Here is a 25,022-nt window from a genome sequence, read left to right as displayed (position 1 = left end):
CTGGCATTCATCTTGCATGTGATCTTGTATCCAAGATGGAATGCTTGAACATGGTGCAAGAAACAACCCTCCAGACCTCGGCGAGACCGCTGGCGCCGCAGGCCTGGATCCACCGGCCGGATCGCCGCATGGCCGGGGCGTCCACTGGTCCGCTCGCGGGCCTGAGCTTCGCCGTGAAGGACAACATCGACGTGGCAGGCTGGCCCACCACGGCGGCCTGCCCCGCGTTTGCCTACCAGGCCGGAGCCCACGCCAGCGTGGTGCACCGTTTGCTCGAAGCTGGTGCATCGGTGGTGGGCAAGACCAACCTCGATCAGTTTGCCTGCGGCCTGAGCGGGACGCGCTCACCCTATGGCGCGGTACCCAACGCGATCAACCCCTTGTATGTGTCGGGCGGCTCCAGTTCTGGATCGGCTTACGTCGTGGCCACAGGACAGGTGGACTTTGCGCTCGGCACCGACACCGCCGGATCGGGCCGCGTGCCGGCGGGGCTGAACAACATCGTCGGCCTAAAACCGTCGCGGGGGCTCATCAGCGCGCGTGGCGTGGTGCCGGCGGCGCAGGCGGTGGATTGCGTTTCCATCTTCGCCACCACGGTGGCCTGTGCGGTACGGGTGCTGTCGGCCGCCATCGCCCACGACCTGGGTGATCCGTACTCGCGCACCTTGGCCCTGTCCACGCAGCCGCTGGGAGCGCGATTCCGCTTTGGCGTGCCCGCTGTGCTGGAATTCTTTGGCGACGAGGCGGCCAGCGCGGCCTTCGACGCAGCGCTCGCGCAACTGCGATCCATGGGTGGGGAAGCCGTGGCGCTGGACTTTGCCCCCCTGTCGGCCTGCGCAGAGATGTTGTATGGCAGCGCACTGGTGGCGCAGCGCCACGAGGCCATCCGCAACTTCTTCGATGTCCACGAACTCGAGGTGATCGAGCCGGTGCGAAGCATCATTGCTTCGGGGCGGAGCTACAGCGCCAGCGACCTGGTGGCCGCGCAGACCCGCCTGGCCGAACTGGGCCAGCGCGCCCAGGCGCTGTGGAGCGGAGTCGACCTGCTGGTGGTGCCCACCGCGCCCACGCACCACACGATCGAGCGCATGCAGGCCGACCCGGTGGTGCTCAACCGCCAACTGGGCGCCTACACGAACTTCGTCAATCTGCTTGACTACGCAGCGCTCTCGGTGCCGGCCAGCATCCGCCCCGACGGCCTGCCCTTTGGCATCACCTTCATTGGCCGTTGTGGCTCGGACTGGCAGCTCGCGGACCTCGGTCAGCGCTTTCACCACGCCAGCGGCCTCACGCAGGGCGCGACGGGCCTGCCGCTGCCGGCCCCGCAAGCCCTACCGGGGCTGTCCAGCGCACCGACCGTTCGCGTGGCGGTGGTGGGTGCACACCTCTCGGGCATGCCGCTCAATGCCCAGCTCACCGAACGAGGCGCCACGCTGGCCGCGCGCACCCACACCGCCGCGCAGTACCGCCTTTACGCACTGCCTCGCACCACACCGCCCAAGCCGGGCCTGGTGCGCGTGGCGGACGGGGAGGGCGCGCGCATCGAGGTGGAGGTGTGGGAGATGCCGCTGGCGCATTACGGCAGCTTTGTCGCCCTGGTGCCGCAGCCGCTCTCCATCGGCACGCTCACCCTGAGCGATGGCAGCTCGGTGCAGGGCTTTCTGTGCGAGCCGCTGGCGCTTGAGGGCGCCAGCGACATCACCCACCTGGGTGGCTGGCGCGCCTACGTCGCCTCCGTCGCGACCGCATCCGTGTCCAACGTCTGAACCGGCATTCCATTCCGTTCTCTTCAACCTTGCAGGAGTCCTCCATGAAACACCAGCCAGCCCTCCAGCCCTCACTTGTCAATGCCCGACGCCGCCACCTGTTGCAGGTCGGTGCCGCCGGTGCCGCCCTGGGTGTCCTGGGCGCACCGCGTGTGCTGCGCGCGCAGACGGGCCCGAAGATCCGCATTGGCTACTGGCCCATCGCGGCCGGGCTGCCGTTCTACTCGGCCATCGAACTGGGCTACTTCAAGGAAGCCGGCCTGGACGTGGAGCCGTTGAAATTCGCCGGCGCACAGCAGGTGATGGAAGCGGTGCTCTCCGGCCGTGCCGATGGCACCGCCAACGGCACCGGCTCAGCCAACATCGCCATCGGCGAGATCGCCCAGCCGGGCACCTTCAAGATCTTCTGCTCCAACCCGAGCAACGTGAAGAACGTGCTCGACGAAGTCATCGTGCCGGTGGCCAGTCCGGCCAAGGTGATGGCCGACCTCAAGGGCAAGCGCGTGGCCTCGGGCCCCGGCATCCAGAACGTGACCCTGGCCAAGACGGTGCTGGAGCGCGGCGGCGCGGTGGGCGCCACCGTGGTGGAGCTGCCGATCGGCCAGCACGTGGCGGCCCTGGCCGCCGGCCAGATCGACGGTGCCTACACGCTGGAACCCACAGGAACCATCGGGCGCATGAACGGCACGACCAAGGTGCTGGAGGCCGGCGTGATCGCGCGCTACGTGCTCGGCGACCCCATGGCGCCGTGGTTCGGCGGCTCCGCCTCGCTGGCCTCTGACTTCATCAAGAAAAACCCGGAGGCCGCCAAGAAGTTCGTGGCGGCCTACGGCAAGGGCGTGAACTACGTGCGCACCAAGTCGGTGGAAGCGCGGCAGTACCTCAAGGGTTACACCGCCATCGAAGGCGCGCTCACCGGTGAAGTGCCGCTGGCCGCGTACACCATGTACAACGAGTTCACCCCGGCCGACGTGGCGCATTTCCAGAAGTTCTTCGACCTGTTCAGCGAGAAGGGCATCTTCAGCTCGCGCCTGGTGGTCGACACCATGCTCTACAAGGGCTGAACGCGATGGCTGCCACCACGCCCGCACCGGCCGAGGCCACCGGCAAGCCCTGGACACCACCGGCCGCCAACGCAGCGCCGGTGCTGCCGAAGAAGACCGACTGGGCCAAGGCCCTGCCCTTCGTGGGCCCGGTCGTGCTCTTCATCATCTGGGACCTGGCCGTGCGCACAGGCTTCATCAAGGCGATCCTGCTGCCGCCGCCCATCGACGCACTGGGCGCGCTGCTGGGTGGCCTGGCCGGCGGGCCGCTGCTGGGCGATTTCGCCGTCACTGTCTGGCGCACCGTGCAGGCTTTCCTGATCGCGGCCATCGTTGGCATGCCGCTGGGGGTGCTGCTGGGCAGCAACGAGAAGGCCTACCGGAGCGTGGAGTTTCTGATCGACTTCTTTCGCTCCACGCCGTCGTCGGCATTGATTCCGTTGTTCCTCATGATCTTCGGCGTCTCCGACATCAACAAGGTTGCCATTGCGGCTTTCGGTGCGCTGCTGATCGTGGTATTCAACAGCGCTTACGGCGTGATCAATGCGCGCAAGCAGCGCGTGATGGCGGCCAAGGTGATGGGCGCCACGCGCTGGCAGGTGTTCAAGGACGTGCTGGTGTGGGAGAGCCTGCAACCCAGCTTCGTCGGCCTGCGCTCGGCGGTGTCCATGGCCCTGGTGATCGTGATCGTGGCCGAGATGTTCATCGGCGCCGACAGCGGCCTGGGCAACCGCATCATCAACTCGCAGCAGGTGATGAACGTCAAGGACATGTACGCGTCGATCCTTGCCGCCGGTGCGCTCGGTTATGCGCTCAACGTATTGTTCCTCGTCGTCGAACGCCGCATCGTGCACTGGAGTGGAAGATGAACGCAGTCCTCAACGCCCCCGTCTACGACGCCGACGTGCCCGCGCCCGACTTCCAGCCCGGACCGGCCGGCACGCACATCACCATACGGGGTCTCACCAAGTACTTCGCGGGCTGGCCGCTGTACGAAAACTTCGACCTCGACATTCCCAAACACAAGATCGTCTCGGTGTTTGGTCCCAATGGCTGTGGCAAGAGCACGCTGATCAACATGATCGCGGGTCTGGTGCCGATCGACAGTGGCGAGATCCTGTTCGATGGCAAGAGCCTCAAGGACACCAAGATCGGCTACGTGTTCCAGAACTACCGCGAAGCGATGTTTCCCTGGATGCGCACCATCGACAACATTGCCTACCCGCTCAAGCTCGAAGGCAAGAGCAAGGCCGAGGTGGACCGGCGCATGGCCGAACTGGTGGCCTCGTTCGACGTGAAGTTCGACCTCCACCGCTACCCCTACGAACTCTCGGGCGGGCAGCAGCAAACGGCGTCCATCATGCGGGCGCTTGCGCCCAACCCCGAGGTGCTGTTCCTGGACGAACCTTTCTCCGCGCTGGATTTCGAGATGACGCTGTTCATCCGCGAAAAACTGCAGGAAGTGTTCATGCAGACCGGCACCACCATGATGCTGGTCTCGCACGACCTGGAAGAGGCCGTTTACCTGGCCGACCAGGTGCTGCTGCTGACCAAGCGCCCCACCAAGGTCGCCGAGATCCTGCCCTACGACGACCCGCGCCCGCGCACCACGGCCACACTGTCAGAGGCGAGCTTCATCGACGCCAAGAAGCTGAGCCTGGAGATCTTCCAGCGCGAGGTGCGCCGATGACACAAGAACAGACCCTGGCCTATGTGCAGGCCGCCGCCGTCGCGGTGGATCTGCAGCTGGACACAGCCCAGGCTGCGCGCGTGGCAGCGCACATGCACCGCACCGCCGCCATGGCCGAACTGCTCGACGCCTTCCCGCTGAAGGACGAGGACGAGGTGGCCGAGATCTACTGCCCGGCGCCTTTCGTCGCCGAGGCCCGCTGATATGGTCATGCCTTCCCATCTCAGCCAGACCGCGCAGGCGGTGGCCTCTGGACGGCAGAGTGCGGCCGAAGTGCTGGCGGCGTGCATCTCTCGCATTGAAGCCACCGACGAACGCATCAACGCGTTCACCGGCAAACGATTCGAGGCGGCACGCGTCCAGGCCATGCGGGTGGATGACCAGCGCGCACGTGGCGAGCCGCTCGGCCCGCTGGCCGGTGTGCCATTCGCGGTGAAGAACCTGTTCGACATCGAGGGAGAGGTCACGCTGGCTGGATCGAAAGTGAACCGCCGCAATCCGCCCGCCTCCGCCGACGCGGTGCTGGTGCAGCGCCTGCAGGCCGCTGGCGCGGTGCTGGTGGGTTCGCTCAACATGGACGAGTACGCCTACGGCTTCACCACCGAAAACACGCACTACGGGGCCTGCCATAACCCACACAGGCTCGGCCATGTGGCCGGTGGTTCGTCGGGCGGTTCGGGTGCTGCCGTGGCAGCGGGTCAAGTGCCGCTCACGCTGGGGTCGGACACCAACGGCTCGATCCGTGTGCCTTCCTCCTTCTGTGGCGTGTGGGGCCTGAAACCCACCTTCGGCCGCCTGTCGCGGCGCGGCACCTACCCGTTCGTCAACAGCATCGACCACCTCGGCCCCTTCGCCGACGACGTGGCAGGCCTGGCCCTGGCCTACGACGCGCTGCAGGGCCCCGATCCGCTGGACCCAGGGTGTTTTGCCACCAGCGTGCAACCGGTCACGCGTTCGCTCGGCCTGGGCACGCAAGGCCTGCGGGTGGGATGTCTGGGTGGCTGGTTCGACGAACTGGCCAGCCCACCTGCGCGCCAGGCCGTGGCGCGCGCTGCGGCCGTGCTCGGCGCCAGCGCGACCGTGGCCTGGCCCGACCCAGCCCAGGCCCGCGCAGCGGCCTTCATCATCAGCGCCAGCGAAGGGGGCGCGTTGCACCTGCAGCGCCTGCGCACCCAGGTCGCCGACTTCGAGCCGCTTTCGGTGGACCGCTTCATCTCGGGCGCGCTGCAGCCGGCCGCGTGGTACGTGCGCGCGCAACGTTTTCGCCGCGCCTACCGCGACAAGGTGAACGCCCTGTTCCGAGACTGGGACGTGCTGATTGCGCCCGCCACGCCGGTGGCCGCACCCGCCATCGGCACCGAATGGATCGACGTCAACGGCCAGCGCTTTCCCTGCCGGCCTTCCATCGGACTGCTCACGCAGCCCATCTCGTTCGCCGGCTGCCCGGTGGTGGCCGCGCCGCTGTGGCCCTCGGGCACCGAAGGTCTGCCCATCGGCGTGCAGATCATTGCCGCACCCTGGCGCGAAGACCTGGCATTGCGAGCCGGCTGGGCACTGGCGCAGTCGGGTGTGGCGCATGTGAAGGAGCCGCCCCTGTGATCGAGATCAACATTCCCGATGTGCTGGCCGAGGTGACAGCGGCGTTCGAACGGTATGAGGTTGCCCTCGTCAACAACGACGTCGCCGTGCTCGACGAGTTGTTCTGGAACAGCCCGCTCACGCTGCGCTACGGCGCCACCGAGAACCTCTACGGCTTTGACGAGATCCGCGCCTTTCGCGCCGTGCGCCCTTCGGCAGGCCTGGCGCGCACCTTGGGGCGCACCGTCATCACCACCTATGGCCGCGCCTTCGCCACCGCCAACACGGAATTTCACCGCGCTGGCAGCGACCGCGCCGGCCGCCAGAGCCAGACCTGGATGCTCACGCCCGACGGCTGGCGCGTGGTCGCCGCGCACGTGAGCTATCTGTCCTGATCACTCCCACCCACCACGTTCCACCCCACCCTGTCCTGGAGCTTTCACCATGAACTTCCAAATGCCCAACCGCCGCGATTCCCTCAAGACCCTGGCTGCGCTCGGTGCCGCCGCCAGCAGCCCGCTCGCCTTCGCGCAGAAGCCGATCACGGTCGGTGTGATCTACGTCGGCCCGCGCGACGACTATGGCTACAACCAGGCCCACGCCGAGGCCGCCGCCCAGCTCAAGAAAATGGCGGGCGTGAAGGTGGTGGAAGAAGAGAATGTGCCCGAGACCGCCGCCGTGCAGCGCACCATGACCGGCATGATCGCGCAGGACGGCGCTTCGCTCGTGTTTCCCACCTCCTTCGGCTACTTCGATCCCCACATGCTGGCCGTGGCCGGCAAGTTTCCCGACGCGCGTTTCGCGCACTGCGGCGGGATGTGGACCGAGGGCAAACACCCGAAGAGCACCGCGAGCTTCTTCGGCTACATCGACGAGTGCCAGTACCTCAATGGCGTGATCGCCGGGCACATGAGCAAGAGCGGCAAGATCGGCTTCATCGCCGCCAAGCCGATCCCGCAGGTACTGCGCAACATCAACGCCTTCACCATGGGGGCGCGCTCGGTCAAGCCCGGCATCACCACCAACGTGATCTTCACGGGCGAGTGGTCGATGCCGGTGAAAGAAGCCGAAGCCACCAACAGCATGGCCGACCAGGGCGTGGACGTGTTCACCATGCACGTGGACGGCCCCAAAGTGATCGTGGAGACCGCTGCCAAGCGCGGCAAGATGGTCTGCGGCTACCACGCCAGCCAGGCCAGACTGGCGCCGCAGGCTTACCTGACGGGTGCCGAGTGGAACTGGCTCACCGCCTACACCACTTTCCTGGAAGCCGCGCGCAGCGGCAAGCCGCACCCCAATTTCGTGCGTGGTGGTCTCAAGGACGGTTTCGTGAAGCCCTCCGCCTACGGTCCCGCGGTGACCGATGCGGCAAAGAAGCAGGCCGACGGCATCAAGGCGCAGATGATGGCCGGCAGTTTTGACATCTTCAAGGGTCCGCTCAAGGACAACAAGGGCGCCACCGTGATTCCGGCGGGCAAGGTGTTCAAGCAGGTGGACCTTGAACTCGAGAAGATGAACTACCTCGTGGAAGGCGTGAACGGCAGCGTGTGACATGACCACCGCATGCGCCAACGGCGTTGGCCCTGAGCCTTTCGAAGGACGTGCCGGCACGGAACGTGCAAGGGCTTCGACAAGCTCAGCCCGAACGGAGTGGAGCCCACCTCGAACGGTGGGGAGCTCAGCCCGAACGGAGGGGAGCTCACTTCGAACGGTGGGGAGCTCAGCCCGAACGGAGGGGAGCCCACCTCGAACGGAGGGGAGCCTACTTCGAACGGTGCGGTGCTCGGCTCGAACGGACAAGTGACCATGCGCGACATCTTCCTTCCCATAGGTGCCATCCTGGCGGCCCTGTTGCTGTTCGGGCTCTTCGTCTGGTTCGCGGGCGTCGATCCGGTGGAGGTGTGGGTGTTGCTGTTCAAGGGCGCGTTCGGCGACTGGTATTCGTGGCAGAACACGTTGCAGCGCGCCGCACCGCTGATGCTCACCGCGCTTTGCGTGGCGATACCCGCGCGCGCCGGGCTCACCGTGATCGGCGGTGAAGGCGCGCTGGTGCTCGGGGGCCTGGCCTGTGCAGCGCTCGCACACGCTCTGCCGTTGCCCGCCAACGCGATCGGTACGGTGGCAGTGTGCGTGGCGGGCGCGCTGGCGGGTGGCCTGTGGATCGCGCTGGCGGGCTGGTTGCGCCAGTACCGGGGCATCAACGAAACCATCAGCAGCCTCTTGCTGGCGTACGTGGCCATCGGCCTCTTCAAGCACATCGTCGAAGGACCGCTGCGCGACCCCGCCAGCCTGAACAAGCCGTCCACACCCGCGCTGGACGAAGGCCAGCTGATCGGCGGCATGGTCGGCTCCGACGTGCACTGGGGGCTGGTGATCGGTGTGGTGGTCTGCCTGCTGGCAGGGCTGTGGCTGCGTGTCACGCCCTCGGGCTTCTCGGTGCGTGTGGTGGGCGGCAACCCGCGCGCTGCGCAGCTCGTGGGGCTGCCGGCCACGCGCCTGGTCCTGCTGGCCTGCGCCCTGGGCGGCGCAGCGGCTGGCCTGGCCGGCGCCATCGAGGTGGCGGCCGTGCACACCAGTGCCAACGCAGCGCTGATCGCAGGCTATGGCTACGCCGGCATCCTGGTGTCGTTCATCGCGCGTCACCACCCGGTGGCGGTCATTCCGGTGGCCATTCTTTTCGGTGGCTTTGGCGCCGCCGGCAGCCTGCTGCAGCGTCGCCTGGGTCTGCCCGACGCTTCCGTGCTGCTGCTCCAAGGCATCGCCTTCGTTCTGATCCTGGCCAGCGAGGCGCTGCGCGACCGCGACTGGAAGGCCATTTTCGAACGCTTGGGCCGCTTCGGGCCGTCCGAACCCGCGCCCCTCGTGATGCCCACGGTCGAACCCACGGAAGGCAAACGATCATGACGTCAGACCAGTTGCTGATCTTCCTTGCCGGCATCGTCGGTGGTGCGTTGCGGGTGGGCGTGCCCTTCCTGTTCGTGAGCCTGGGCGAATGCCTCACCGAGAAATCGGGTCGCATCAACCTCGGACTCGAAGGCGTGCTGGTGCTCTCGGCCATGACCGCCTTTGGTGCCGCCTACCTGAGTGGGTCGCCCTGGATCGGCGTGCTCGCGGGCGCGGCTTCGGGTGCGCTGCTGGCCGCCTTGCATGGCGTGCTGTGCTCGTTGCCGCGCGTGAACGACATCGCCACCGGCATCGCACTCATGTTGCTGGGCCTGGGCCTGGCGTTCTACCTTGGCAAACCGCTGATCCAGCCGCAGGCGCCGCAGTTGCCGTCGATACCTTTGGGCAACTGGAGCGATTCGGCTGCGGTGCGCTCGGCCCTGCAGGTCAATGCCCTGCTGCCGATCGGCCTGGCGCTGGCGGGCGCAATGTGGTGGGCGTTTGCGAACACGCGCGCAGGGCTTCTGGTGCGCATGGCGGGCGATTCCGCTCACGCCACGCGTGCGCTGGGCTATTCGGTCTCGGGCATCCGTATCGCGGCCACGGCGGCTGGTGGGCTGATCGCTGGCCTGGGGGGCGCCTCGCTCACCCTGTTCTACCCGGGAAGCTGGAACGAAGGCATCTCCAGCGGGCAGGGCCTGATTGCGGTGGCGCTGGTCATTTTCGCGCGCTGGAGCCCTCTGCGCTGCGTGGGGGCGGCACTGCTGTTCGGCGGTGCAGGCGCCATCGGGCCGGCGTTGCAATCGGTGGGCATTGGCTGGGGTTACCACCTCTTCAACATCGTGCCCTACGTGCTCACGCTGCTGATCCTGGTGATCACCTGCCGGCCAGGCGTGATCGTGCCCGGCAGCCCCACGGAACTCTCCTCCAACAAATGACACGCGCCATGGAACGCTTCATAGACGCCCATCCCTACGCCTGGCCATACAACGGTGACTTGCGTCCGGACAACACGGCGCTGATCGTCATCGACATGCAGATCGACTTCTGCGGCGTGGGCGGGTATGTGGACAAAATGGGCTACGACATCTCGCTCACGCGCGCACCGATCGCGCCGCTCAAGGCGCTGATGGCCGTCATGCGCGCGGCGGGCTACCACCTGATTCACACGCGCGAAGGCCACCGGTCCGACCTGTCGGACCTGCCAGCCAACAAGCGCTGGCGCTCGCGCCAGATCGGCGCCGAGGGCGTGGGCATCGGTGACGACGGACCGTGCGGCCGCATCCTGGTGCGCGGCGAGCCGGGCTGGGAGATCATTCCCGAGCTTGCGCCACTGCCGGGCGAGGCCATCATCGACAAGCCAGGCAAGGGTTCCTTCTATGCCACCGACCTGGAGTTGCTGCTGCGCACGCGCGGCATCACCAACCTCATCCTCTCCGGCATCACCACCGACGTGTGCGTGCACACCACCATGCGCGACGCCAACGACCGGGGCTTCGAATGCCTGCTGCTCTCGGACTGCACCGCCGCCACCGACAAGGGCAACCACGAAGCCGCTCTGAAGATGATCACCATGCAGGGTGGCGTGTTCGGCGCGCACGCCACCTCTGCCGCCCTCCTGGAAGGCATTGCATGAGCGAGGAAAACGCCCTCATTGGCGGTCTGCCGCCAGCCACCGGCGCTCTGGCGCTGGACACGTATGAGATGAGCATGCGCTTTGGCAGTTTCACCGCATTGAATCAGGTGAGCATGAAGGTTTGGCCCGGCACGGTGCATGCGCTGCTGGGCGAGAACGGTGCGGGCAAGAGCACGCTGGTGAAGTGCGTGGCGGGCTTTCAGCGCCCCTCCGCCGGCAGCATCCTGATCGACGGGCGCGAGCAAAGCATTCCCAACCCGGTGGTGGCGCGCAGCCTGGGCATTGGCATGGTCTACCAGCACTTCACGCTGGCCCCGGGCATGACGGTGGCCGAGAACCTGCTGCTGGCCGGAGGCAAGACGCCGGCCATGATCGACTGGAAGCGCCAGCGTGCCGAGCTTGCGCAGTTTCTGGAGACCACGCCTTTCAGGCTGGACCTGGACGCCAGGCCGCAGGAGCTGGCCGCGGGCGAAAAGCAGAAGCTCGAACTGCTCAAGCAGCTCTACCTGAAACCGCGCCTGCTGATCCTGGACGAGCCGACCTCGGTGCTCACGCCGCAGGAGGCCGACGAGGTGCTGGGACATGTGCGCCAGTTTGCGCGCAGCGGGCTGTGCACCGTGCTCATCATCACGCACAAGTTTCGCGAGGTGATGACCTACGCCGATGACGTGACCGTGCTGCGTCGGGGCCAGGCGGTGCACCACTGCGCCGTGGCCGACAGCAGCCCGGCGTTGCTGGCGCAGGCCATGGTGGGCGAATCGAGCGCCGCCACATCAGTGCGCACTGCCCCGGCCGAGGGGGTGTCGGCCGCGGCCAAGGGCGCGGCGGCTTCGCTGGACGTGCAGGGTCTGGAGGTGATGGGCGACCGAGGCACGCTGGCCGTGCGCGATCTGAGTCTGGCGGTGGCGGCGGGCGAGATCCTGGGCGTTGCCGGGGTCTCGGGCAACGGGCAGCGCGAACTGGTGGAAGCCTTGGTGGGCCAGCGCCCGCGCGCGGCGGGCGCGGTGACGGTGCAGGGGCAGCCTTACGCCGCCCGGCGCGAAGAGAACCACCGCCTGAAGGTGCGCAGCCTGCCCGAGGAGCCCCTGCGCAACGCCTGCGTAGGCGATCTCTCGGTGGCTCAGAACATGGCGCTGCGCGATTTCGACCAGGCGCCGCTGTGTGTGGGCGGGCGCCTGCGCTTTGGTCACTGGCGAAGCCGCGCGCGCGAGTGGATCGCCAGTTACGGCATCAAGACACAAGGGGAGGGCGCTCCCATTCGAAGCCTTTCTGGTGGCAACGTGCAGCGCGCCGTGCTCGCACGCGAACTGCATGGCGACATCAACGTGCTGATCGCGGCCAATCCGGTGTTTGGCCTGGACTTCGCAGCGGTGAAGGAGATCCACGCCCGCCTGCGTGGCGTGCGCAACCAGGGCGGCGCGGTGCTGCTGATCAGCGAGGACCTGGACGAGTTGCTGGAACTGGCAGACCGCATCGTGGTGATGAGCGAGGGCAGCATCGTCTTCGAAACCCCGGCCGCAAAGGCCGAACGCCATGTCCTGGGCGCCTACATGGGCGGCGGGCATCATTGACATGAACATCGACGCCCAGCCTTTCCCCTACGAATTCGACGTCGCGCACACCGCGCTGGTCATCATCGACATGCAGCGCGATTTCATCGAGCCCGGCGGCTTTGGTGAGACGCTGGGCAACGACGTGGCGCTGCTCGAGGCCATCGTGCCGGCCTGCCAGGCGGTGCTGGCGACGTGGCGCCGCGCCGGCGGCCTGGTGGTGCACACGCGTGAGGCGCATCTGGCGGATCTTTCCGACTGCCCGCCGGCCAAGCGCCTGCGTGGCAACCCCTCGCTGCGCATCGGCGACGAAGGTCCTATGGGCCGCATTCTGGTGGCCGGCGAACCAGGCAACCAGATCATTCCTGCGCTGGCTCCCCAGGCTGGCGAGATCCTGCTCGACAAGCCGGGCAAGGGCGCCTTCTACGCCACGTCCCTGCATGAACAACTCCAGGCTGCTGGCATCACTCACCTGCTGTTCATGGGTGTGACCACCGAGGTGTGCGTGCAGACCAGCATGCGCGAGGCCAATGACCGGGGGTACGACTGCCTGCTGCTGGAGGACTGCACCGAGAGCTACTTCCCCCATTTCAAGGCGGCCGCTGTCGAGATGCTGCGCGCCCAGGGCGCCATCATCGGCTGGACGGCCACCAGTGCACAGTTGCTCGCCGCGCTGACCCCGCGATGAGATAGAGTTTCCCTGTGCACAAAATCACCCGCCGACCCGCTCAAGGGACCGCCACGCTGGCCACCGTCCACCCGTCACGCGCCAACGAGGTGTACGAGCAGCTCAAGCGCGACATTGCCGACTTCCGCCTGGTGCCGGGCGACCGCTTCTCCGAGCACGAGCTGTGCGCGCGGCTGGAGGTGTCTCGCACGCCGGTGCGCCAGGCGCTGTTCCGCCTGCAGCAAGAAGGCCTGGTGGAGGTGATGTTTCGCAGCGGCTGGCGCGTGCTGCCTTTCGACTTCGACAAGTTCGACCAGCTCTACGACCTGCGCATGGTGCTGGAAACCACCGCCGTGCAGCGCCTGTGCCAGCAGGAGGTGGCCACCTCCGAGCCCCTGCTGCTGGAATTGAAAGAGCGCTGGCTGGTGCCGGTGGCCGAGCGCAGCAGCGACGCGACCCAGGTGGCGGCATGGGACGAAGCCTTTCACGAAACACTGGTGAGCGCGGCCGGCAACGCCGAACTGGCGCGTGTGCACCACGAAGTGACCGAACGCATCCGCATCATCCGCAGGCTCGACTTCCTGAAACAGATGCGCATCGACGCGACCTACGACGAACACGCCAAGATCCTGCGCGCCATCCTCGCCCGCAAGGCCGACCGCGCCGATCTGTTGCTGCGCTCCCACATCCAGGCCAGCCAGGTCGAGGTGCGCAAGATCACGCTGCACCAGGTCTACATGGCGCAGCAGGTGGCGCCGACGGCCTGACGCGGAGGGCGAACCGGTTTCTAGCGGCGGCCGGACTTCGAGCGCGGCATCTTCGGCAGATCCAGCGCCGCCAGGTTGCGTTGCGCCCGGTCCGCCAGGCGGCCCATCAAACCGTCAGGCAGTTGAATTTCCTCTGGCTCCAGTTCCAGCAGGAGCTGGCGGTTGAGCTCGATCACCACCGGCAGAAACTCCTCGTACAGTGCGCGGCCCTCCGATGTCAGAGACACCCTGGCCTGTCGACGGTCGCTGGGTATCACCTCTCGCACGATCAACTTCATGTCGGCCACCGCCTGCAATCGGCTCAGGCGGTAGAGAAACAGCTCGGTCATTGCGTCGACTCCACTGGGTGAATACCCTGAGGATCGTTGTATTGGTCAACCACCCACTCCCGGCATAGATTCTCCCCAGGCCCTGATCCCTTGCCCAGGAGACACTTTCATGACACTCGATGCATCACCCTCGGCCATTTCCCGCAACGCCCGAGCCACGCTGCTCGCGTTGGTGGCCTGTTGCGCCACAACCATGGCCAGCGCGCAAGCCTGGCCTACCAAGCCCGTCACGCTGGTGGTGGGCACGCCGGCTGGCGGCTCGGTTGACGCCTATGGTCGGGCACTGGCCGACCAGCTCGCGCGGCAGACCGGCGGTACCTTTCTGGTGGAGAACAAGAGGGGTGCCAACGGAAACCTCAGCGCGGAGCAGGTGAAGAATGCGCAGGCCGACGGCCACACGCTGTGGATCAGCACGCAGGCCATGTTCACCATCAACCCGTCGGTCTATTCCGCCATGCGCTGGAAACAGGCCGACTTCAAGCCCATCGCCAAGGGCATCGAAAGCCCGCTGGTGCTGGTGACCCATCCCTCCGTGCCGGCGAAAACGCTGTCCGAACTGGTGAAGTGGGTGTCGGCCAATCCCGGCAAGGTGAACTACGCCTCCTTCAGCCCCGGCACCCCCTCGCACTTCCTCGGGTTCCAGCTCAACGAGCGCTTCAAGCTCGACATGGTGCACGTGGCCTACAAGGGCAGCGCGCCGCAGATTGCCGACCTGCTCGGCGGGCAGGTACTGGTGGGCTTCACGCAGCTGCAGGCCGCCCTGCCGAACGTGCAGAGCGGAAAGCTCAACGCCATTGCCGTGACGTCCAGGGTGCGCACCAATTTCATGCCTCAGGTGCCGAGCCTGGCGGAACTGGGGTTCCCGGAGCTCAGTTCCACCGTGTGGTTCGGGCTGGTGGCGCCCTCGGCCACGCCCAGGACGGTGCTTGACCAGATCCTGGCAGCCACGGTGAAGGCGCAGGCGGATGCGGCCTACAAGGCCAGGCTGGAAGCCCAGGGATTCGACGTGCCGCAGGAAAGCGGCGACGAGTTCGCCGCCACCATCGCGGCTGAGACCGCGCGTTGGGCGCAGGTCGTCAAGGCCACGGGCTTTCGCGCCAACGAGTGAGAGAGAGGCACCGTTTCCATGTCCCATCCTGTCGCGCCTTCGCTTTCCTTCTTTGCCACGCTGTCGGTTCAGGTCGCAACCGCCCACGAAATTGGCCAGACTCCGGCCGGCAACCGGCGCGTCATTCCCATCCTGGGTGGCCAGGTGCAGGGCGATGGCTGGACCGCACGGGTGCTGCCCGGTGGCGCAGATTTCCAGGCCATCGTCACGCCTACTTTGGCTCAGCTTGATGCGCGCTACGTGCTCGAGACCGATGCCGGTGATCTGATCTACGTGTGCAACCGCGCGATCCGAGTGGCTTCGACCGACATCACGGCTCGGCTGGTGAAGGGTGAGCGGGTGGATCCGGCGCTCGTCTACTTTCGCTGTGCACCCTCGTTCGAAACAGCTTCGGCAGCGCTCGGCTGGATCAACGAGCGGATGTTCATCGGCAGTGGCACGCGGTTGCCCGACCGCGTGGACATTGCCTGCTTCACCGTGGAGTAAAGGCGACTCACTCGATAGGCTCCTTCACCGTGATCGTGTCGAAACCCAGGTGGTGCATGAGCTCGCGCAGGATCAGCACGTAGGCGGCGAAATCGGCACGGGTGGGCAGGCCGCTGGAGGCAATGGGACGGCCCAGCGAGACCGCGACCAGGCTGTTGAAGACTTGTTCGACCTGTGCGAGGTGCAAAGGTGGCGCGGGATCCTCACCCGGTCTGGCCACCACCACGAGATGCCTGGCGTGGGCATCGTGTGTCACCAGGGTCGTGCCGGCTGGCAACGCGCGCATGAGCGGCATCAGCAGGTCTTCGGCGAAAGCGATGGCGTTCTCGAGCTCCAGCGGCGACGGTGGCTCGTTGCGCCAGGGGCCGGCACCGAGTTCGTGTGTCCCGAGCGAGAGCACGCTGTCCATGCCTGGGTCGGTGTTGGTGGTCAGTCGGGTCGACTGCTCGCCAATGTGAAGGGTGGTGATGCGGCCCATGGCGCACTTTATCGGCTCGAGCGCGGCGTGTCAGAATTTCCGCATGCCTCCAGTTCTTCCCGCTTCCCTCGTTGCCCGTGGTCTGCTGCTGCTGTTGCTGGCGGCCGGTGTCTATTTTTTCCGGGGCTTCGTGGTGCCCGTGCTCGCAGCGCTGATCATTGGCTTTGCCAGTTGGCCGCTCTACGAACGCCTGGTGTGGCGCTGCAGCGGACGCACCACGCTGGCCGCCAGCCTGGCCTTGCTGGTGGTGCTGGCGGTGCTGGTGGCGCCATTCATGCTGGCCCTGCATTTCGCCCTGCAGGAAGCCACGCAGTTGATGAACTGGCTGCTGGCGGCCAATCGCAACGGTGCCGCCGTGCCGCAGTGGATCGCCGCGCTGCCGTTCGTCGGTGAACAACTGGCCACCTACTGGCGCGAGCACCTGGGTGCGCCAGGGGCGCTTGGCGAGTGGATACAACTGCTCAGCGGCCAGCACGTGGGCAACATCTACCGCTGGGCACTGGCCGCCACCGGCAACCTGTTCAATCTGGCACTCACCATTCTCTTCATGCTGATCACGCTGTTCTTCATCTACAAGGACGGCGCGCGCATCGCCAGGCAGCTCGACGTGGTGGGCGAGCGCGTGCTGCACCATCGCTGGCAACGGTTTTCGCGTGTGGTGCCCGCCACCGTGAGCGCCACCGTGATCGGCATGGGTGTGATCGCCGTGGGCGAGGGCGTGGTGCTCGGGGTGGCGTACTGGATCGCGGGCGTGCCCTCGCCGGTGTTGCTGGGCGTGGCCACCGGTTTCATGGCGCTCATTCCCGGCGGCGCGCCGCTGTCGTTCACGCTCGTCTCGCTCTACCTGGTGGGCTCGGGGCACCCGGGTGCTGGCCTGGCGCTGTTTGTCTGGGGGGCGGTGGAGCTCTTCATCGTCGACAAGACGCTGCGCCCGCGCCTGGTGGGCGGGCCGGTCAAACTGCCGTTTCTGCCCACCTTCTTCGGTCTGGTCGGCGGCGTCACCACCATGGGCTTCGTCGGCCTCTTCGTGGGGCCGGTGCTGATGGCGCTGCTGGTGGCGATCTGGCGCGAATGGCTGCACAGCATCGAGGCGGCGAACGCGCTGGACGCCGCGCCCCCGGAGACTTAGGCCCGCGCCACCTGCTCCGCCACCGCCTGCGCCTGCGGGCCGATGGAGCGCAGCAGCCCACCGGGCTGTCGCACGTCGAAACCCACGAAATACACGCCCGCCAGCGCACCACCACCCACCGTGTCCGGCGGCATGCCACGCGCATCCAGTTGCAGCGACACGCGGGGAAACAGCTCGCGCAACGCGGCCTCGTAGCCGGTGGCCAGCAGCACCACGTCGAAGGGGTGCTCACCGCCATCGGCAAACCGCACGCCGCCTTGGGTGAGCGTCTGGATGCCTGGATAGACCTGGATGTCGCCGGCCTTGATGCGCCGCACGGTGCCCACGTCGATCACCGGCGTGCGCCCTTCTTCGCGCAACTGGCGCAGCGGCGAGTGCAAGGCCGTGTGCAAGCCGTAGCGGCTGAGGTCGCCCACGGTGATGTTGCGCAGCAGCGTGGCCAGCGCGTCGCCCCATGAAGCGGGCAGCTTGCTGAGCGCAATGCTGGAGAGCTGCGTGGGACGGCCCAGCACGTCGCGCAGCACGATGTTGACCGGTGAACGCACCGACAGCGCCGTGCGCACCCCGTGCTCCACGAGATCCAGTGCGATTTCGGCGCCGGTGTTTCCCATGCCGACCACCAGCACGCGCTGGCCAGCGAAGGGTGCGGCGTTGCGGTAGTTGCGGCTGTGCAGGATGCGCCCGCCGAAATCGCCTTGCCCGGGCAGTTCGGGCGCACTCGGCTTGCGGTTGGCGCCAGTCGCCATGACCACATGGCGAGCCGCCAGGCGCCGACCCGCGGCCGTGGTGGCGATCCAGCGCGCCATGGTGCCGGCCGGCGCGGGCTCGATGGCCACCACCTCGTGCCCCAGTTCGGGTCGCAGGCCATGGTGTTCGGCATAGGCCAGGAGGTACTCCACCACGCCCTGGCGCGGCACGTAGCGCGGTGCGCTGGCGGGAAACGGCAGCCCGGGCAGCGCCGAATGCGTCTTGACGGTGTGCAGGTGCAGGCGCTCGTAGTGGTGTCGCCAGGAGGAGGCGGTTTCCAGCGCGCGGTCGATGAGCTTCACGTCCAGCCCCAGGGGTGCCAGACAGGCGGCGGTGGCCAGGCCGGCCGGGCCGGCGCCGATGACCAGGACGTCGTGGAAGGTTGTTGTTGTGGAATCCATAGGAGCCTGATTCAGGCCCAGTGTGGACCCCCCCGCCGGCCAAGGCCATGGGGGTTTCACCGGGGCCGCCGGCGATGCACACCCGCGCTCAATCCAGCGCCGCCGCCCGTTCCAGCAGGAAGGCTTTCTCGCGCTCGTTGCCCGCCAGCTCGGCGGCACGCTGGAACTCGGCCCGCGCTTCGTCGCGGCGGCCGAGTTTTTCCAGCAGGTCGCCACGCACGCTGGGCAGCCATTGATAGCGCTGCAGGGCTTTTTCTTTCATGAGCGCGTCCACCAGCACCAGGCCCGCTGCGGGGCCGGCGTGCATGGCCACGGCCACTGCGCGGTTGAGCTCCACCACCGGTGAGGGCGTCACGCGGGCGAGCTCGCCATAGAGCGAGGCGATGCGGGACCAGTCGGTGTCCCTCGCGCGCGGGGCGCGAGCGTGGCAGGCCGCGATGGCGGCCTGCAGGTGGTAGGGGCCAGGCGTGGTGTTGAGCAGATCGGCGCGGTCCAGCGCGGCCAGGCCACGCCGGATCAGCAGCGCATCCCAGCGGGCGCGGTCCTGATCGGCCAGCAGCACCGGGCGCCCTTCGGTGTCGGTGCGGGCGGCGGTGCGCGAGGCCTGAATCTCCATCAGCGCGAGCAGGCCATGCACCTCGGCGTGCTGGGGTGCGATCTGCGCCAGCATGCGACCCAGGCGCAATGCCTCGTCGCACAGCGCCGGCCGCATCCAGTCGGCGCCGCTGGTGGCCGTGTAGCCCTCGTTGAACACCAGGTAAACCACCTCGAGCACCGAGGCCAGGCGCTCGCCCAGCGCTTCACCGCGAGGCACCTCGAACGGCACGCCCGCCTCGCCGAGCGTGCGCTTGGCGCGCACGATGCGCTGGGCGATGGTGGCCTCTGGGACGAGGTAGGCGCGCGCGATCGCGTGGGTGGTGAGGCCGCCCAGCAGCTTGAGTGTGAGCGCCACACGCGCGTCGGTGGAGAGCACGGGGTGACAGGCGGTGAAGACCAGGCGCAGCAGGTCGTCGCCGATGTCGTCCTGCCGCGCGGCATCCAGAGCGTCCACGAAATCGGGCACGTGCGTGGCGCCCAGTGCCTCGAGGTCGGCGGCAATGTCTTCGTGGCGCGCATCCGCCATCTGCCGGTGGCGGATGTGGTCGAGTGCGCGGCGTTTGGCGGTGGTCATCAGCCAGGCACCCGGGTTGTCTGGGATGCCCTCGGTCGGCCAGTGCTCCAGCGCGGCCACCAGCGCGTCCTGCGCCAGCTCTTCGGCCACGCCGATGTCGCGCACCATGCGCGCCACGGCCGCCGTGACGCGCGCGGATTCAAGGCGCCAGACGGTGGCAATGGCCTGGTGAACACCGGAATGCATGGGCGGGAATTTACATCTGCGCCGGCGCAGCGCTCACCGGATCACCTTCGTGCTCCGCACTGCGGTGCGAGCTTGCTTGGGAGCGGCCCGGCGCAGCGCTCATATCCATCCAGAACACCTCCCATTGGTGGCCGTCCAGGTCGGCAAAACCGTGCTGGTACATGAAGCCGTGGTCTTGTGGCGGGTTGGGTGTGGTGCCGCCAGCCGCTACCGCCTTGGCCACGATCTGGTCCACCTCGGCGCGGCTGTCGCACGAGAGCGCAATCAGCACCTCGGTGGCTTTCTTCGCGTCCGAGATCGGCAACTGGGTGAACCCTTTGAAGAACGGTTCGGTCAGCAGCATGGCGTAGATGTGGGGGGCAATCTCCAGGCAGGCGCCCTGTTCGTTGGTGAACTGCGGGTTGAACGTGAGGCCCAGGGCCTTGAAGAAGGTCTGGCTCTTGCCCATGTCCTTGATGGGCAGGTTGACGAAGATCTCGCGAAGCATGGTGTTCTCTCCTGGAGGTTGATCAACGGGTGCGGGCGTCGAGCTTCTTGAAGTCTTCCAGCGGCTGGCTGGGCGGGAAGTCATCCATCTCGTAGAGCTGGCGCAGCTCGATCACGGCTTCCTTGCCGCGACCGGCAGGATTCGGAAAGCGCCGACTCCATTCCAGCGCTTCTTCTCGCGAGCGCACCTGGATGAGGGTGTAGCCGGCGATGAGCTCCTTGGCCTCGGCAAACGGTCCGTCGACGATGCGTTTCCCGCCGTCGGCGCTGTGGTGCACGCGCCAGCCCTTGCGGCTGGGGTGCAGGCCCGAGCCGTCAAGCAGCACACCCGCCTGGGCCAGGGCCTCGTGGTAGCGGACCATCTCCGCCATCAGCGCCTCGTCGGGCGCGGGATTTGTCTCCGCTTCGAACTCGTCGCAGGACTTCACGATGATCATGAACCGCATTCCACTCTCCGGTTGGGGGCCACCGCGTGGCTTCAACTGGTACGACGAAACGGACGTTTGAAGTTCGACCGTCGAGGCTAAGTAGAAACCCTCATCCTGAAATCACTCGTAGCAGGGCGCCAGGGCTCGCACCTCCACCGTGGCCCATTCCGCCGCCGGGCATTCGTGTGCGATCGCCACGGCTTCGTCCATGCTGGCGCAGTTCAGCAGAAAAAAGCCGCCGATCATTTCCTTGGCCTCGGAAAAAGGGCCATCGAGCACCTGGGCCTTGCCGCCGTTCGGTTTGCTCACGCGCACCGCGCCGGCATCGGAAGCCAGCGACTCCACCGCCAGCAGCTTGCCACGCTCACGCAGCGCATCGCCAAAGCGCACCATGCGCGCATACACCTCACGGCCCTGCGCCTCGGTGCGCGTGGCGCGCTGGCCGGCGGGCTCGATGATCAACAACATGTGGGACATGGGTGGCCTTTCGAGGGGTCGATTCAGACAAGGCCGCCATGCTAACGCTTGACCGTCGTTCGCAATCCCCCACAATGCCTACCCATGCCCTCCCTGAACTTTGACGTCTTCCGCATCCAGGCCCTCACCGAAGGGTTTGACGAGGTGCTGGAACGCGAATGGGAGCCGCTGACCCTGCTGGACATGCACTCGCACCCGTTTTCCGTGAGAGCGCTGGTCACACGCGGCGAGATGTGGCTCACCGTGGGCGATCTCACCCGCCAGCTCCGTCCGGGCGACACCTTCGAACTGGGCCGCGACGTGCCGCATGCCGAACGCTACGGCAGCCAGGGTGCGGCCTACTGGGTGGCGCGGCGCCACGATTGAGGCGCGGGCCACCCCCTCAGTCTGCGGCCTCCAGCCACACATAGAGACCCATCACCGGCTTGCGCTGGTCTTCGCGCAGGGGGGCCTGCCAGGTTTTCCGCGTGCGAAATCCGTGGGCCAGGGCCAGACGTTCCACATAGGCGGGGGAGTGCGCGTAGCGCAGGCTGGGCAGAAGTTGCAGGTCGGTGTGGTTGCGGGCGAGTTCGACGGAAAACGCGAAGCAGCCGTCCGGCTGCAGGCGCTGGCGGACGGCTGCAAACGTTTCTTCCAGCGCACCCACATAGATGAACACATCGGCGGCGATCACCAGGTCGGCGTGTTCGGTTGACGCGCGAAGGAAGCCCAGCAGGTCGCCATGCACCACGCTGCGGTAGGCGCCAGTGGCGAGCGCTTGCTTCACCATGGCCTCGGCCAGGTCCACGCCGTCCACCGCGTCGGCCTGTTCGCGGATGAGTTGGCCGCAAAGGCCGGTGCCACAGCCCAGGTCCAGCACCAGCGGGTAGCGGCGGCCAGCTTCGCGCAGCGGCGCCAGCAAGGTCTGGTGCGCCTGGTAGCGCAATGGCCCCAGCAGGTGCGTCTGGAAATCGTCGGCGTACTCGTTGAACAGCGCCTCCACGTAGCTGCGGGGCGGCTGCGGGGGCGCAGCGCTGCCGCGCACCGACGCCAGGTAGAAGCGGTGCAGCGATTCGTCGGCCCCGTGCGTGAGGGCCTGTTCGAAACACATCGCCGCTTCGGCGTGGCGCCCGGCATCGCGCAGCAGACTGCCGCGCTGGCTCCAGGCGTCTGCCAGCGTGGCGTCCAGCGCCAGGGCTTCATCCAGGGATTCCAGCGCGTCATCGGGCCGTTCCAGGTGCAACTGGCACAGCGCGAGCGAGAGCCACAACTGCGCGGTGGCCGCGCCCAGGCGAATGCCGTGCTGCAGGGCTTGCGTGGCCGGCTGCCACTGGCCCAGGGCCTCGTGCGACAAACCCAGTGCCACCCAGGCGTCGCGGTGCTCGGGGTCGGCCGCCGTGGCCTGCTCCAGATGATCAATCGACGCCGCCCAAAGGCCCAGGCGGCATTCGGTCACACCCAGGTTGGCCAGCACCGAAGGCCGGCCCGGCGCCAGTGCCAGTGCGGCCTGGTAGCTGGCCCTGGCGTCCTGCAGGCGGCCGGCGCCGAAGTGTTCGTTGCCCTCGAAGAAGCGGGCTCTGGCCTGTTCGGTGGCGGAGGGGGTTGGGCTGTCGTCGCTCATGGCGAGACACCTTACACCACCACCGCACTCACCGGCGTGGCCACCGCCACCAGCCATATGCTGGCCGACCTCGGTGGGGGTCAGGCCCACCAGGCCCTGGAACCACGTGACCTCGAAGCGCTTCGCAAAACATGGTCTGGAGGTCCACGTCGAAGAGGCGCCGCAGGTCTGCGCTCACGGACGCGCCTGGCTTCGTGCTTTCCCGCGTTCGACTCGACGCCACCGGCCCGCAGTTGAGCACTTCTTCCGACAAGCCGATCCGGGCGTCCTACGCTGGCGGCTCCTGTCTTCACGACTTGCAGGAGAACCGCCATGCCGTCTCCCAATGCCGGGGCCATGCCCGAACTGACGACCTTGCCGGATGCGTGGGCTGCCGCGCGCAGGGGTGATGCCATGGCCCTGCGATGGCTGCACCTCTGTGGCGTGCCGTTGGACCGGCCGGATGCCGGTGGACTCACGCCCGCGCACTACGCCGCCGGCAATGGTCATCTGGCGGCCGTTCACGAGCTTTGCCAGCTGGGTGCGCGGCTCGACGTGGCGGACACCACCGGCACGACGCCCGCTCACGATGCGGCCAGTGGTGGTCATGTCGAAGTCATCGCCGCGTTGCACGCGGCCGGCGTCCGGATGGACGTGCGCAACCACGGCGGGCTCACACCCGCGGACCTCGCCGACCTGTACGGGCACGTGGCCATCCTCGACTGGACGAGAGGCCCCGCCTCATGAGCTGAAGGGGTCCGCCATGGCGAACCACACGCCCAGCGCCACCGAAATGATGAACGCGCCGTCGAGCAGGCCCGCCAGCAGGAAGACCTTGGGTTGCATGGCTTCCATCATCTCGGGTTGCCGGGCCGACGCCTCCAGGTACCTGCTGGCCATGATGCCGATGCCGATGCAGGAACCGAGTGCGCCCAGGCCGATCATGTGACCGACCGCGAGGGGGAGGCTGCTGAGCTCTGACATGGTGGGCTCCTTTCGCTGAGTTGACTCCACTGTGCCGGTGCGGCGCGCAGAAATCCATGACCTCACAGGTGATGGCGTGTATGGCGTTCAAGTGACGGCGCTTCGTGGTGCATGGGTCTTGTTTCATGCCTTGGACAGGCGTTTGGTGACAATTTCCAATCACCTCGCCAGCCATGCCCTATCTTGCTGACTCATTTGCTCGAGCCATGCCACCAGCCGAAAATTACATTCCTCCCCCGTCCGGAGCCGTCGATGCCAATTCCGGTCGGCGTGCCACCATTGCAGGTGTCGCGCGCAACTTGCTCACTTCGTGGGGAGGCGTAGTGGCACTTGCAGGCCTGGTGCTGACCGTCATCGGTCTGTGGCCAATCGGGGTGATCCTGATGGGTGCGGGCGTTGTAAAGAGCGCGCGGGACGGGGTTCGCCACACGCCAGTGCCTGCCGGGAGCGAGTTCAGCCCCGGCTCTCACCGGCCGTCTGACGCAGCTCCGCAGCTTGGCGAACATCTGCAGCTTGGCGCAGCTCCGCAGCTTGGTGCAGATCCGCAGCTTGTTGCAGCTTCGCAAGTTGACGCAGCTCCCTCACTGCACTATGCAGATGTGCGGCAAGGCCCCCCCCACTGCGAACGGGTGCCCAGGGTCCGGAATCCGTCAGTTCCATCGGCAGGGCGTTGATCGCCAACGACATGGAAGACCCGCTTCTGATCAAGCGCACAGCGCGGCTGGTACAACCCTTGGCGCTTCTGCCAGCTCCGTTGGCCGAGTCGCATTCCGCCGAGCTCGGCACCTTGGCCCCCGAGACGACCGGGCGCGAAGCGCCAAGCGCCCCTCAATCGCCTTCGAGCCCCTCGCCTGCGCGTGGCGGCCTGCACTACGCCGAACTTCTCCGCGATGTCAGCCGCAAGCGGGGCGAGCCCTGAAGGTTGCAGCTGTACCGTGCTGAAGGACTGGCGGCTCCTCGGCAGCGCTCTGGCTCGCACGCGGTGGCCCTTGCTGGCGATGGCCGCCCTGTTGGGTGCGCTGTGCGGTGATGCCCTGGCCAGGCAAGCGGCGGGCGAAGACCGGGGCATTGGCAAATGCGTGTCGGCCGCGAGTCTGCGGCATGGGGTCAATCCCGACCTGCTGCGGGCCATTCTTCAGGTCGAGTCCGGCTTGCAGGCCCATCCCGTACGCCGCAATGCGAATGGGAGCATCGACGTTGGCATCGCGCAAATCAACAGCATTCATTTCCCCGAGCTTCGCCGTCACGGCGTTGAGTGGCCGCATCTGCTGCAGCCCTGCGTTGGCATCCACGTGGCCGCCTGGCACCTGAAGAACCAGATCCTGCGCCACGGCAACACCTGGTTTGCGGTGGGGGCCTACCACAGCGTCACGCCTGCCCACAACCGCGCCTATCAAGACCGCGTCGTTCGCGCATTGAAGCGCATGGGCCGCCTTCCATCCTGAGTTCCGCT

The 25,022-nt window shown here is 67.0% G+C and carries 29 protein-coding genes; 20 read left to right on the top strand and 9 right to left on the bottom strand.

The annotated features are described in order from the left end of the window. Window positions 1–50 precede the first annotated feature (50 nt). From atzF to AB7F11_RS03015, 14 genes are all read left to right on the top strand, one after another. Window positions 51–1,766: an allophanate hydrolase gene (gene atzF / locus AB7F11_RS03080; protein WP_428289200.1), complete on the top strand. Its 1,716-nt coding sequence runs from the start codon at window positions 51–53 to the stop codon at window positions 1,764–1,766. Window positions 1,767–1,810: 44 nt separating this feature from the next. Then, a complete protein-coding gene (locus tag AB7F11_RS03075; RefSeq protein WP_428289201.1) occupies window positions 1,811–2,830 on the top strand; it encodes an ABC transporter substrate-binding protein in 1,020 nt (339 codons plus the stop codon). A gap of 5 nt (window positions 2,831–2,835) precedes the next feature. Then, window positions 2,836–3,678: an ABC transporter permease gene (locus AB7F11_RS03070; protein ID WP_428289202.1), complete on the top strand. Its 843-nt coding sequence runs from the start codon at window positions 2,836–2,838 to the stop codon at window positions 3,676–3,678. Further along, the gene (locus AB7F11_RS03065) at window positions 3,675–4,499 is read left to right on the top strand and encodes an ABC transporter ATP-binding protein (RefSeq protein ID WP_428289203.1); all 825 of its coding nucleotides are present in this window, start codon (window positions 3,675–3,677) and stop codon (window positions 4,497–4,499) included. The genes AB7F11_RS03070 and AB7F11_RS03065 overlap by 4 nt, the downstream gene beginning before the upstream one ends. After that, entirely contained in the window at window positions 4,496–4,702 is a 207-nt protein-coding gene (locus AB7F11_RS03060; RefSeq protein WP_428289204.1) for an AtzG-like protein, read from the top strand. Before AB7F11_RS03065 ends, AB7F11_RS03060 begins: the two co-directional genes overlap by 4 nt. 1 nt (window position 4,703) lies before the next feature. Then, window positions 4,704–6,098 carry an AtzE family amidohydrolase gene (locus tag AB7F11_RS03055; protein ID WP_428289205.1) on the top strand — a complete coding sequence of 465 codons (1,395 nt, stop codon included), beginning with the start codon at window positions 4,704–4,706 and terminating at the stop codon, window positions 6,096–6,098. Then, window positions 6,098–6,472, top strand: a complete 375-nt coding sequence (gene hpxZ, locus AB7F11_RS03050; protein ID WP_428289279.1) for an oxalurate catabolism protein HpxZ — start codon at window positions 6,098–6,100, stop codon at window positions 6,470–6,472. Before AB7F11_RS03055 ends, hpxZ begins: the two co-directional genes overlap by 1 nt. Before the next feature lie 49 nt (window positions 6,473–6,521). Then, on the top strand, window positions 6,522–7,628 hold the full coding sequence (locus tag AB7F11_RS03045) for a BMP family ABC transporter substrate-binding protein (protein ID WP_428289206.1): 1,107 nt from the start codon (window positions 6,522–6,524) through the stop codon (window positions 7,626–7,628). 255 nt (window positions 7,629–7,883) lie between these two features. Then, entirely contained in the window at window positions 7,884–8,981 is a 1,098-nt protein-coding gene (locus tag AB7F11_RS03040) for an ABC transporter permease (protein WP_428289207.1), read from the top strand. Next, entirely contained in the window at window positions 8,978–9,898 is a 921-nt protein-coding gene (locus tag AB7F11_RS03035; protein ID WP_428299781.1) for an ABC transporter permease, read from the top strand. Before AB7F11_RS03040 ends, AB7F11_RS03035 begins: the two co-directional genes overlap by 4 nt. A gap of 8 nt (window positions 9,899–9,906) precedes the next feature. After that, the gene (gene biuH / locus AB7F11_RS03030; protein WP_428289209.1) at window positions 9,907–10,596 is read left to right on the top strand and encodes a biuret amidohydrolase; all 690 of its coding nucleotides are present in this window, start codon (window positions 9,907–9,909) and stop codon (window positions 10,594–10,596) included. Beyond that, window positions 10,593–12,167: an ABC transporter ATP-binding protein gene (locus AB7F11_RS03025; RefSeq protein WP_428289210.1), complete on the top strand. Its 1,575-nt coding sequence runs from the start codon at window positions 10,593–10,595 to the stop codon at window positions 12,165–12,167. Before biuH ends, AB7F11_RS03025 begins: the two co-directional genes overlap by 4 nt. Window position 12,168: 1 nt before the next feature. Then, window positions 12,169–12,834, top strand: a complete 666-nt coding sequence (locus AB7F11_RS03020; protein WP_428289211.1) for a cysteine hydrolase family protein — start codon at window positions 12,169–12,171, stop codon at window positions 12,832–12,834. Between the two features lie 14 nt (window positions 12,835–12,848). Then, complete coding sequence (locus tag AB7F11_RS03015; RefSeq protein ID WP_428289212.1) at window positions 12,849–13,580, top strand: GntR family transcriptional regulator; 732 nt, start codon at window positions 12,849–12,851, stop codon at window positions 13,578–13,580. A gap of 20 nt (window positions 13,581–13,600) precedes the next feature. Here the strand turns inward: AB7F11_RS03015 and AB7F11_RS03010 are convergent, their stop codons facing one another. Continuing rightward, complete coding sequence (locus tag AB7F11_RS03010) at window positions 13,601–13,909, bottom strand: hypothetical protein (protein ID WP_428289213.1); 309 nt, start codon at window positions 13,907–13,909, stop codon at window positions 13,601–13,603. Window positions 13,910–14,018: 109 nt separating this feature from the next. On the opposite strand from AB7F11_RS03010, the gene AB7F11_RS03005 reads away from it, so the two are divergent. Both AB7F11_RS03005 and AB7F11_RS03000 read left to right on the top strand, forming a co-directional pair. Continuing rightward, entirely contained in the window at window positions 14,019–15,017 is a 999-nt protein-coding gene (locus AB7F11_RS03005; protein WP_428289214.1) for a Bug family tripartite tricarboxylate transporter substrate binding protein, read from the top strand. A gap of 18 nt (window positions 15,018–15,035) precedes the next feature. After that, window positions 15,036–15,503 (top strand): DUF3237 domain-containing protein, encoded by a 468-nt coding sequence (locus AB7F11_RS03000; RefSeq protein WP_428289215.1) that lies wholly within the window; start codon window positions 15,036–15,038, stop codon window positions 15,501–15,503. A 7-nt stretch (window positions 15,504–15,510) separates the two neighbouring features. Here the strand turns inward: AB7F11_RS03000 and AB7F11_RS02995 are convergent, their stop codons facing one another. Further along, a complete protein-coding gene (locus tag AB7F11_RS02995; RefSeq protein WP_428289216.1) occupies window positions 15,511–15,981 on the bottom strand; it encodes a hypothetical protein in 471 nt (156 codons plus the stop codon). Between the two features lie 43 nt (window positions 15,982–16,024). Between AB7F11_RS02995 and AB7F11_RS02990 the strand changes: the two genes are divergently transcribed. Next, entirely contained in the window at window positions 16,025–17,110 is a 1,086-nt protein-coding gene (locus AB7F11_RS02990; protein WP_428289217.1) for an AI-2E family transporter, read from the top strand. Here the strand turns inward: AB7F11_RS02990 and AB7F11_RS02985 are convergent. From AB7F11_RS02985 to AB7F11_RS02965, 5 genes are all read right to left on the bottom strand, one after another. Then, window positions 17,107–18,258 (bottom strand): flavin-containing monooxygenase, encoded by a 1,152-nt coding sequence (locus AB7F11_RS02985; protein WP_428289218.1) that lies wholly within the window; start codon window positions 18,256–18,258, stop codon window positions 17,107–17,109. The two genes, AB7F11_RS02990 and AB7F11_RS02985, sit on opposite strands and share 4 nt — an antisense overlap. A gap of 88 nt (window positions 18,259–18,346) precedes the next feature. Beyond that, window positions 18,347–19,615 (bottom strand): RNA polymerase sigma factor, encoded by a 1,269-nt coding sequence (locus AB7F11_RS02980; protein WP_428289219.1) that lies wholly within the window; start codon window positions 19,613–19,615, stop codon window positions 18,347–18,349. Between the two features lie 10 nt (window positions 19,616–19,625). After that, window positions 19,626–20,102: a VOC family protein gene (locus AB7F11_RS02975; protein ID WP_428289220.1), complete on the bottom strand. Its 477-nt coding sequence runs from the start codon at window positions 20,100–20,102 to the stop codon at window positions 19,626–19,628. Window positions 20,103–20,124: 22 nt separating this feature from the next. Continuing rightward, the gene (locus AB7F11_RS02970) at window positions 20,125–20,547 is read right to left on the bottom strand and encodes a YciI family protein (protein WP_428289221.1); all 423 of its coding nucleotides are present in this window, start codon (window positions 20,545–20,547) and stop codon (window positions 20,125–20,127) included. 102 nt (window positions 20,548–20,649) lie between these two features. Continuing rightward, entirely contained in the window at window positions 20,650–21,006 is a 357-nt protein-coding gene (locus AB7F11_RS02965; protein WP_428289222.1) for a YciI family protein, read from the bottom strand. Between the two features lie 84 nt (window positions 21,007–21,090). On the opposite strand from AB7F11_RS02965, the gene AB7F11_RS02960 reads away from it, so the two are divergent. Continuing rightward, complete coding sequence (locus AB7F11_RS02960; protein WP_428289223.1) at window positions 21,091–21,372, top strand: cupin domain-containing protein; 282 nt, start codon at window positions 21,091–21,093, stop codon at window positions 21,370–21,372. Window positions 21,373–21,388: 16 nt separating this feature from the next. Here AB7F11_RS02960 and AB7F11_RS02955 read toward each other — a convergent pair whose 3' ends face one another. Further along, complete coding sequence (locus AB7F11_RS02955; RefSeq protein ID WP_428289224.1) at window positions 21,389–22,606, bottom strand: tetratricopeptide repeat protein; 1,218 nt, start codon at window positions 22,604–22,606, stop codon at window positions 21,389–21,391. A 312-nt stretch (window positions 22,607–22,918) separates the two neighbouring features. On the opposite strand from AB7F11_RS02955, the gene AB7F11_RS02950 reads away from it, so the two are divergent. Then, a complete protein-coding gene (locus AB7F11_RS02950; protein ID WP_428289225.1) occupies window positions 22,919–23,332 on the top strand; it encodes an ankyrin repeat domain-containing protein in 414 nt (137 codons plus the stop codon). Here the strand turns inward: AB7F11_RS02950 and atpE are convergent. Next, the gene (gene atpE / locus AB7F11_RS02945) at window positions 23,327–23,569 is read right to left on the bottom strand and encodes a F0F1 ATP synthase subunit C (protein ID WP_428289226.1); all 243 of its coding nucleotides are present in this window, start codon (window positions 23,567–23,569) and stop codon (window positions 23,327–23,329) included. The two genes, AB7F11_RS02950 and atpE, sit on opposite strands and share 6 nt — an antisense overlap. A gap of 998 nt (window positions 23,570–24,567) precedes the next feature. Between atpE and AB7F11_RS02940 the strand changes: the two genes are divergently transcribed. Then, window positions 24,568–25,014: a lytic transglycosylase domain-containing protein gene (locus AB7F11_RS02940; protein ID WP_428299782.1), complete on the top strand. Its 447-nt coding sequence runs from the start codon at window positions 24,568–24,570 to the stop codon at window positions 25,012–25,014. The last annotated feature ends 8 nt before the right edge of the window (window positions 25,015–25,022 follow it).

The sequence above is a fragment of the Hydrogenophaga sp. genome (assembly GCF_050250835.1).
Taxonomy (GTDB): Bacteria; Pseudomonadota; Gammaproteobacteria; order Burkholderiales; family Burkholderiaceae_C; genus Hydrogenophaga.
The sequence above is the reverse complement of the archived record's forward strand: the minus strand, read 5'-3'. Positions and strand labels throughout refer to the sequence as shown.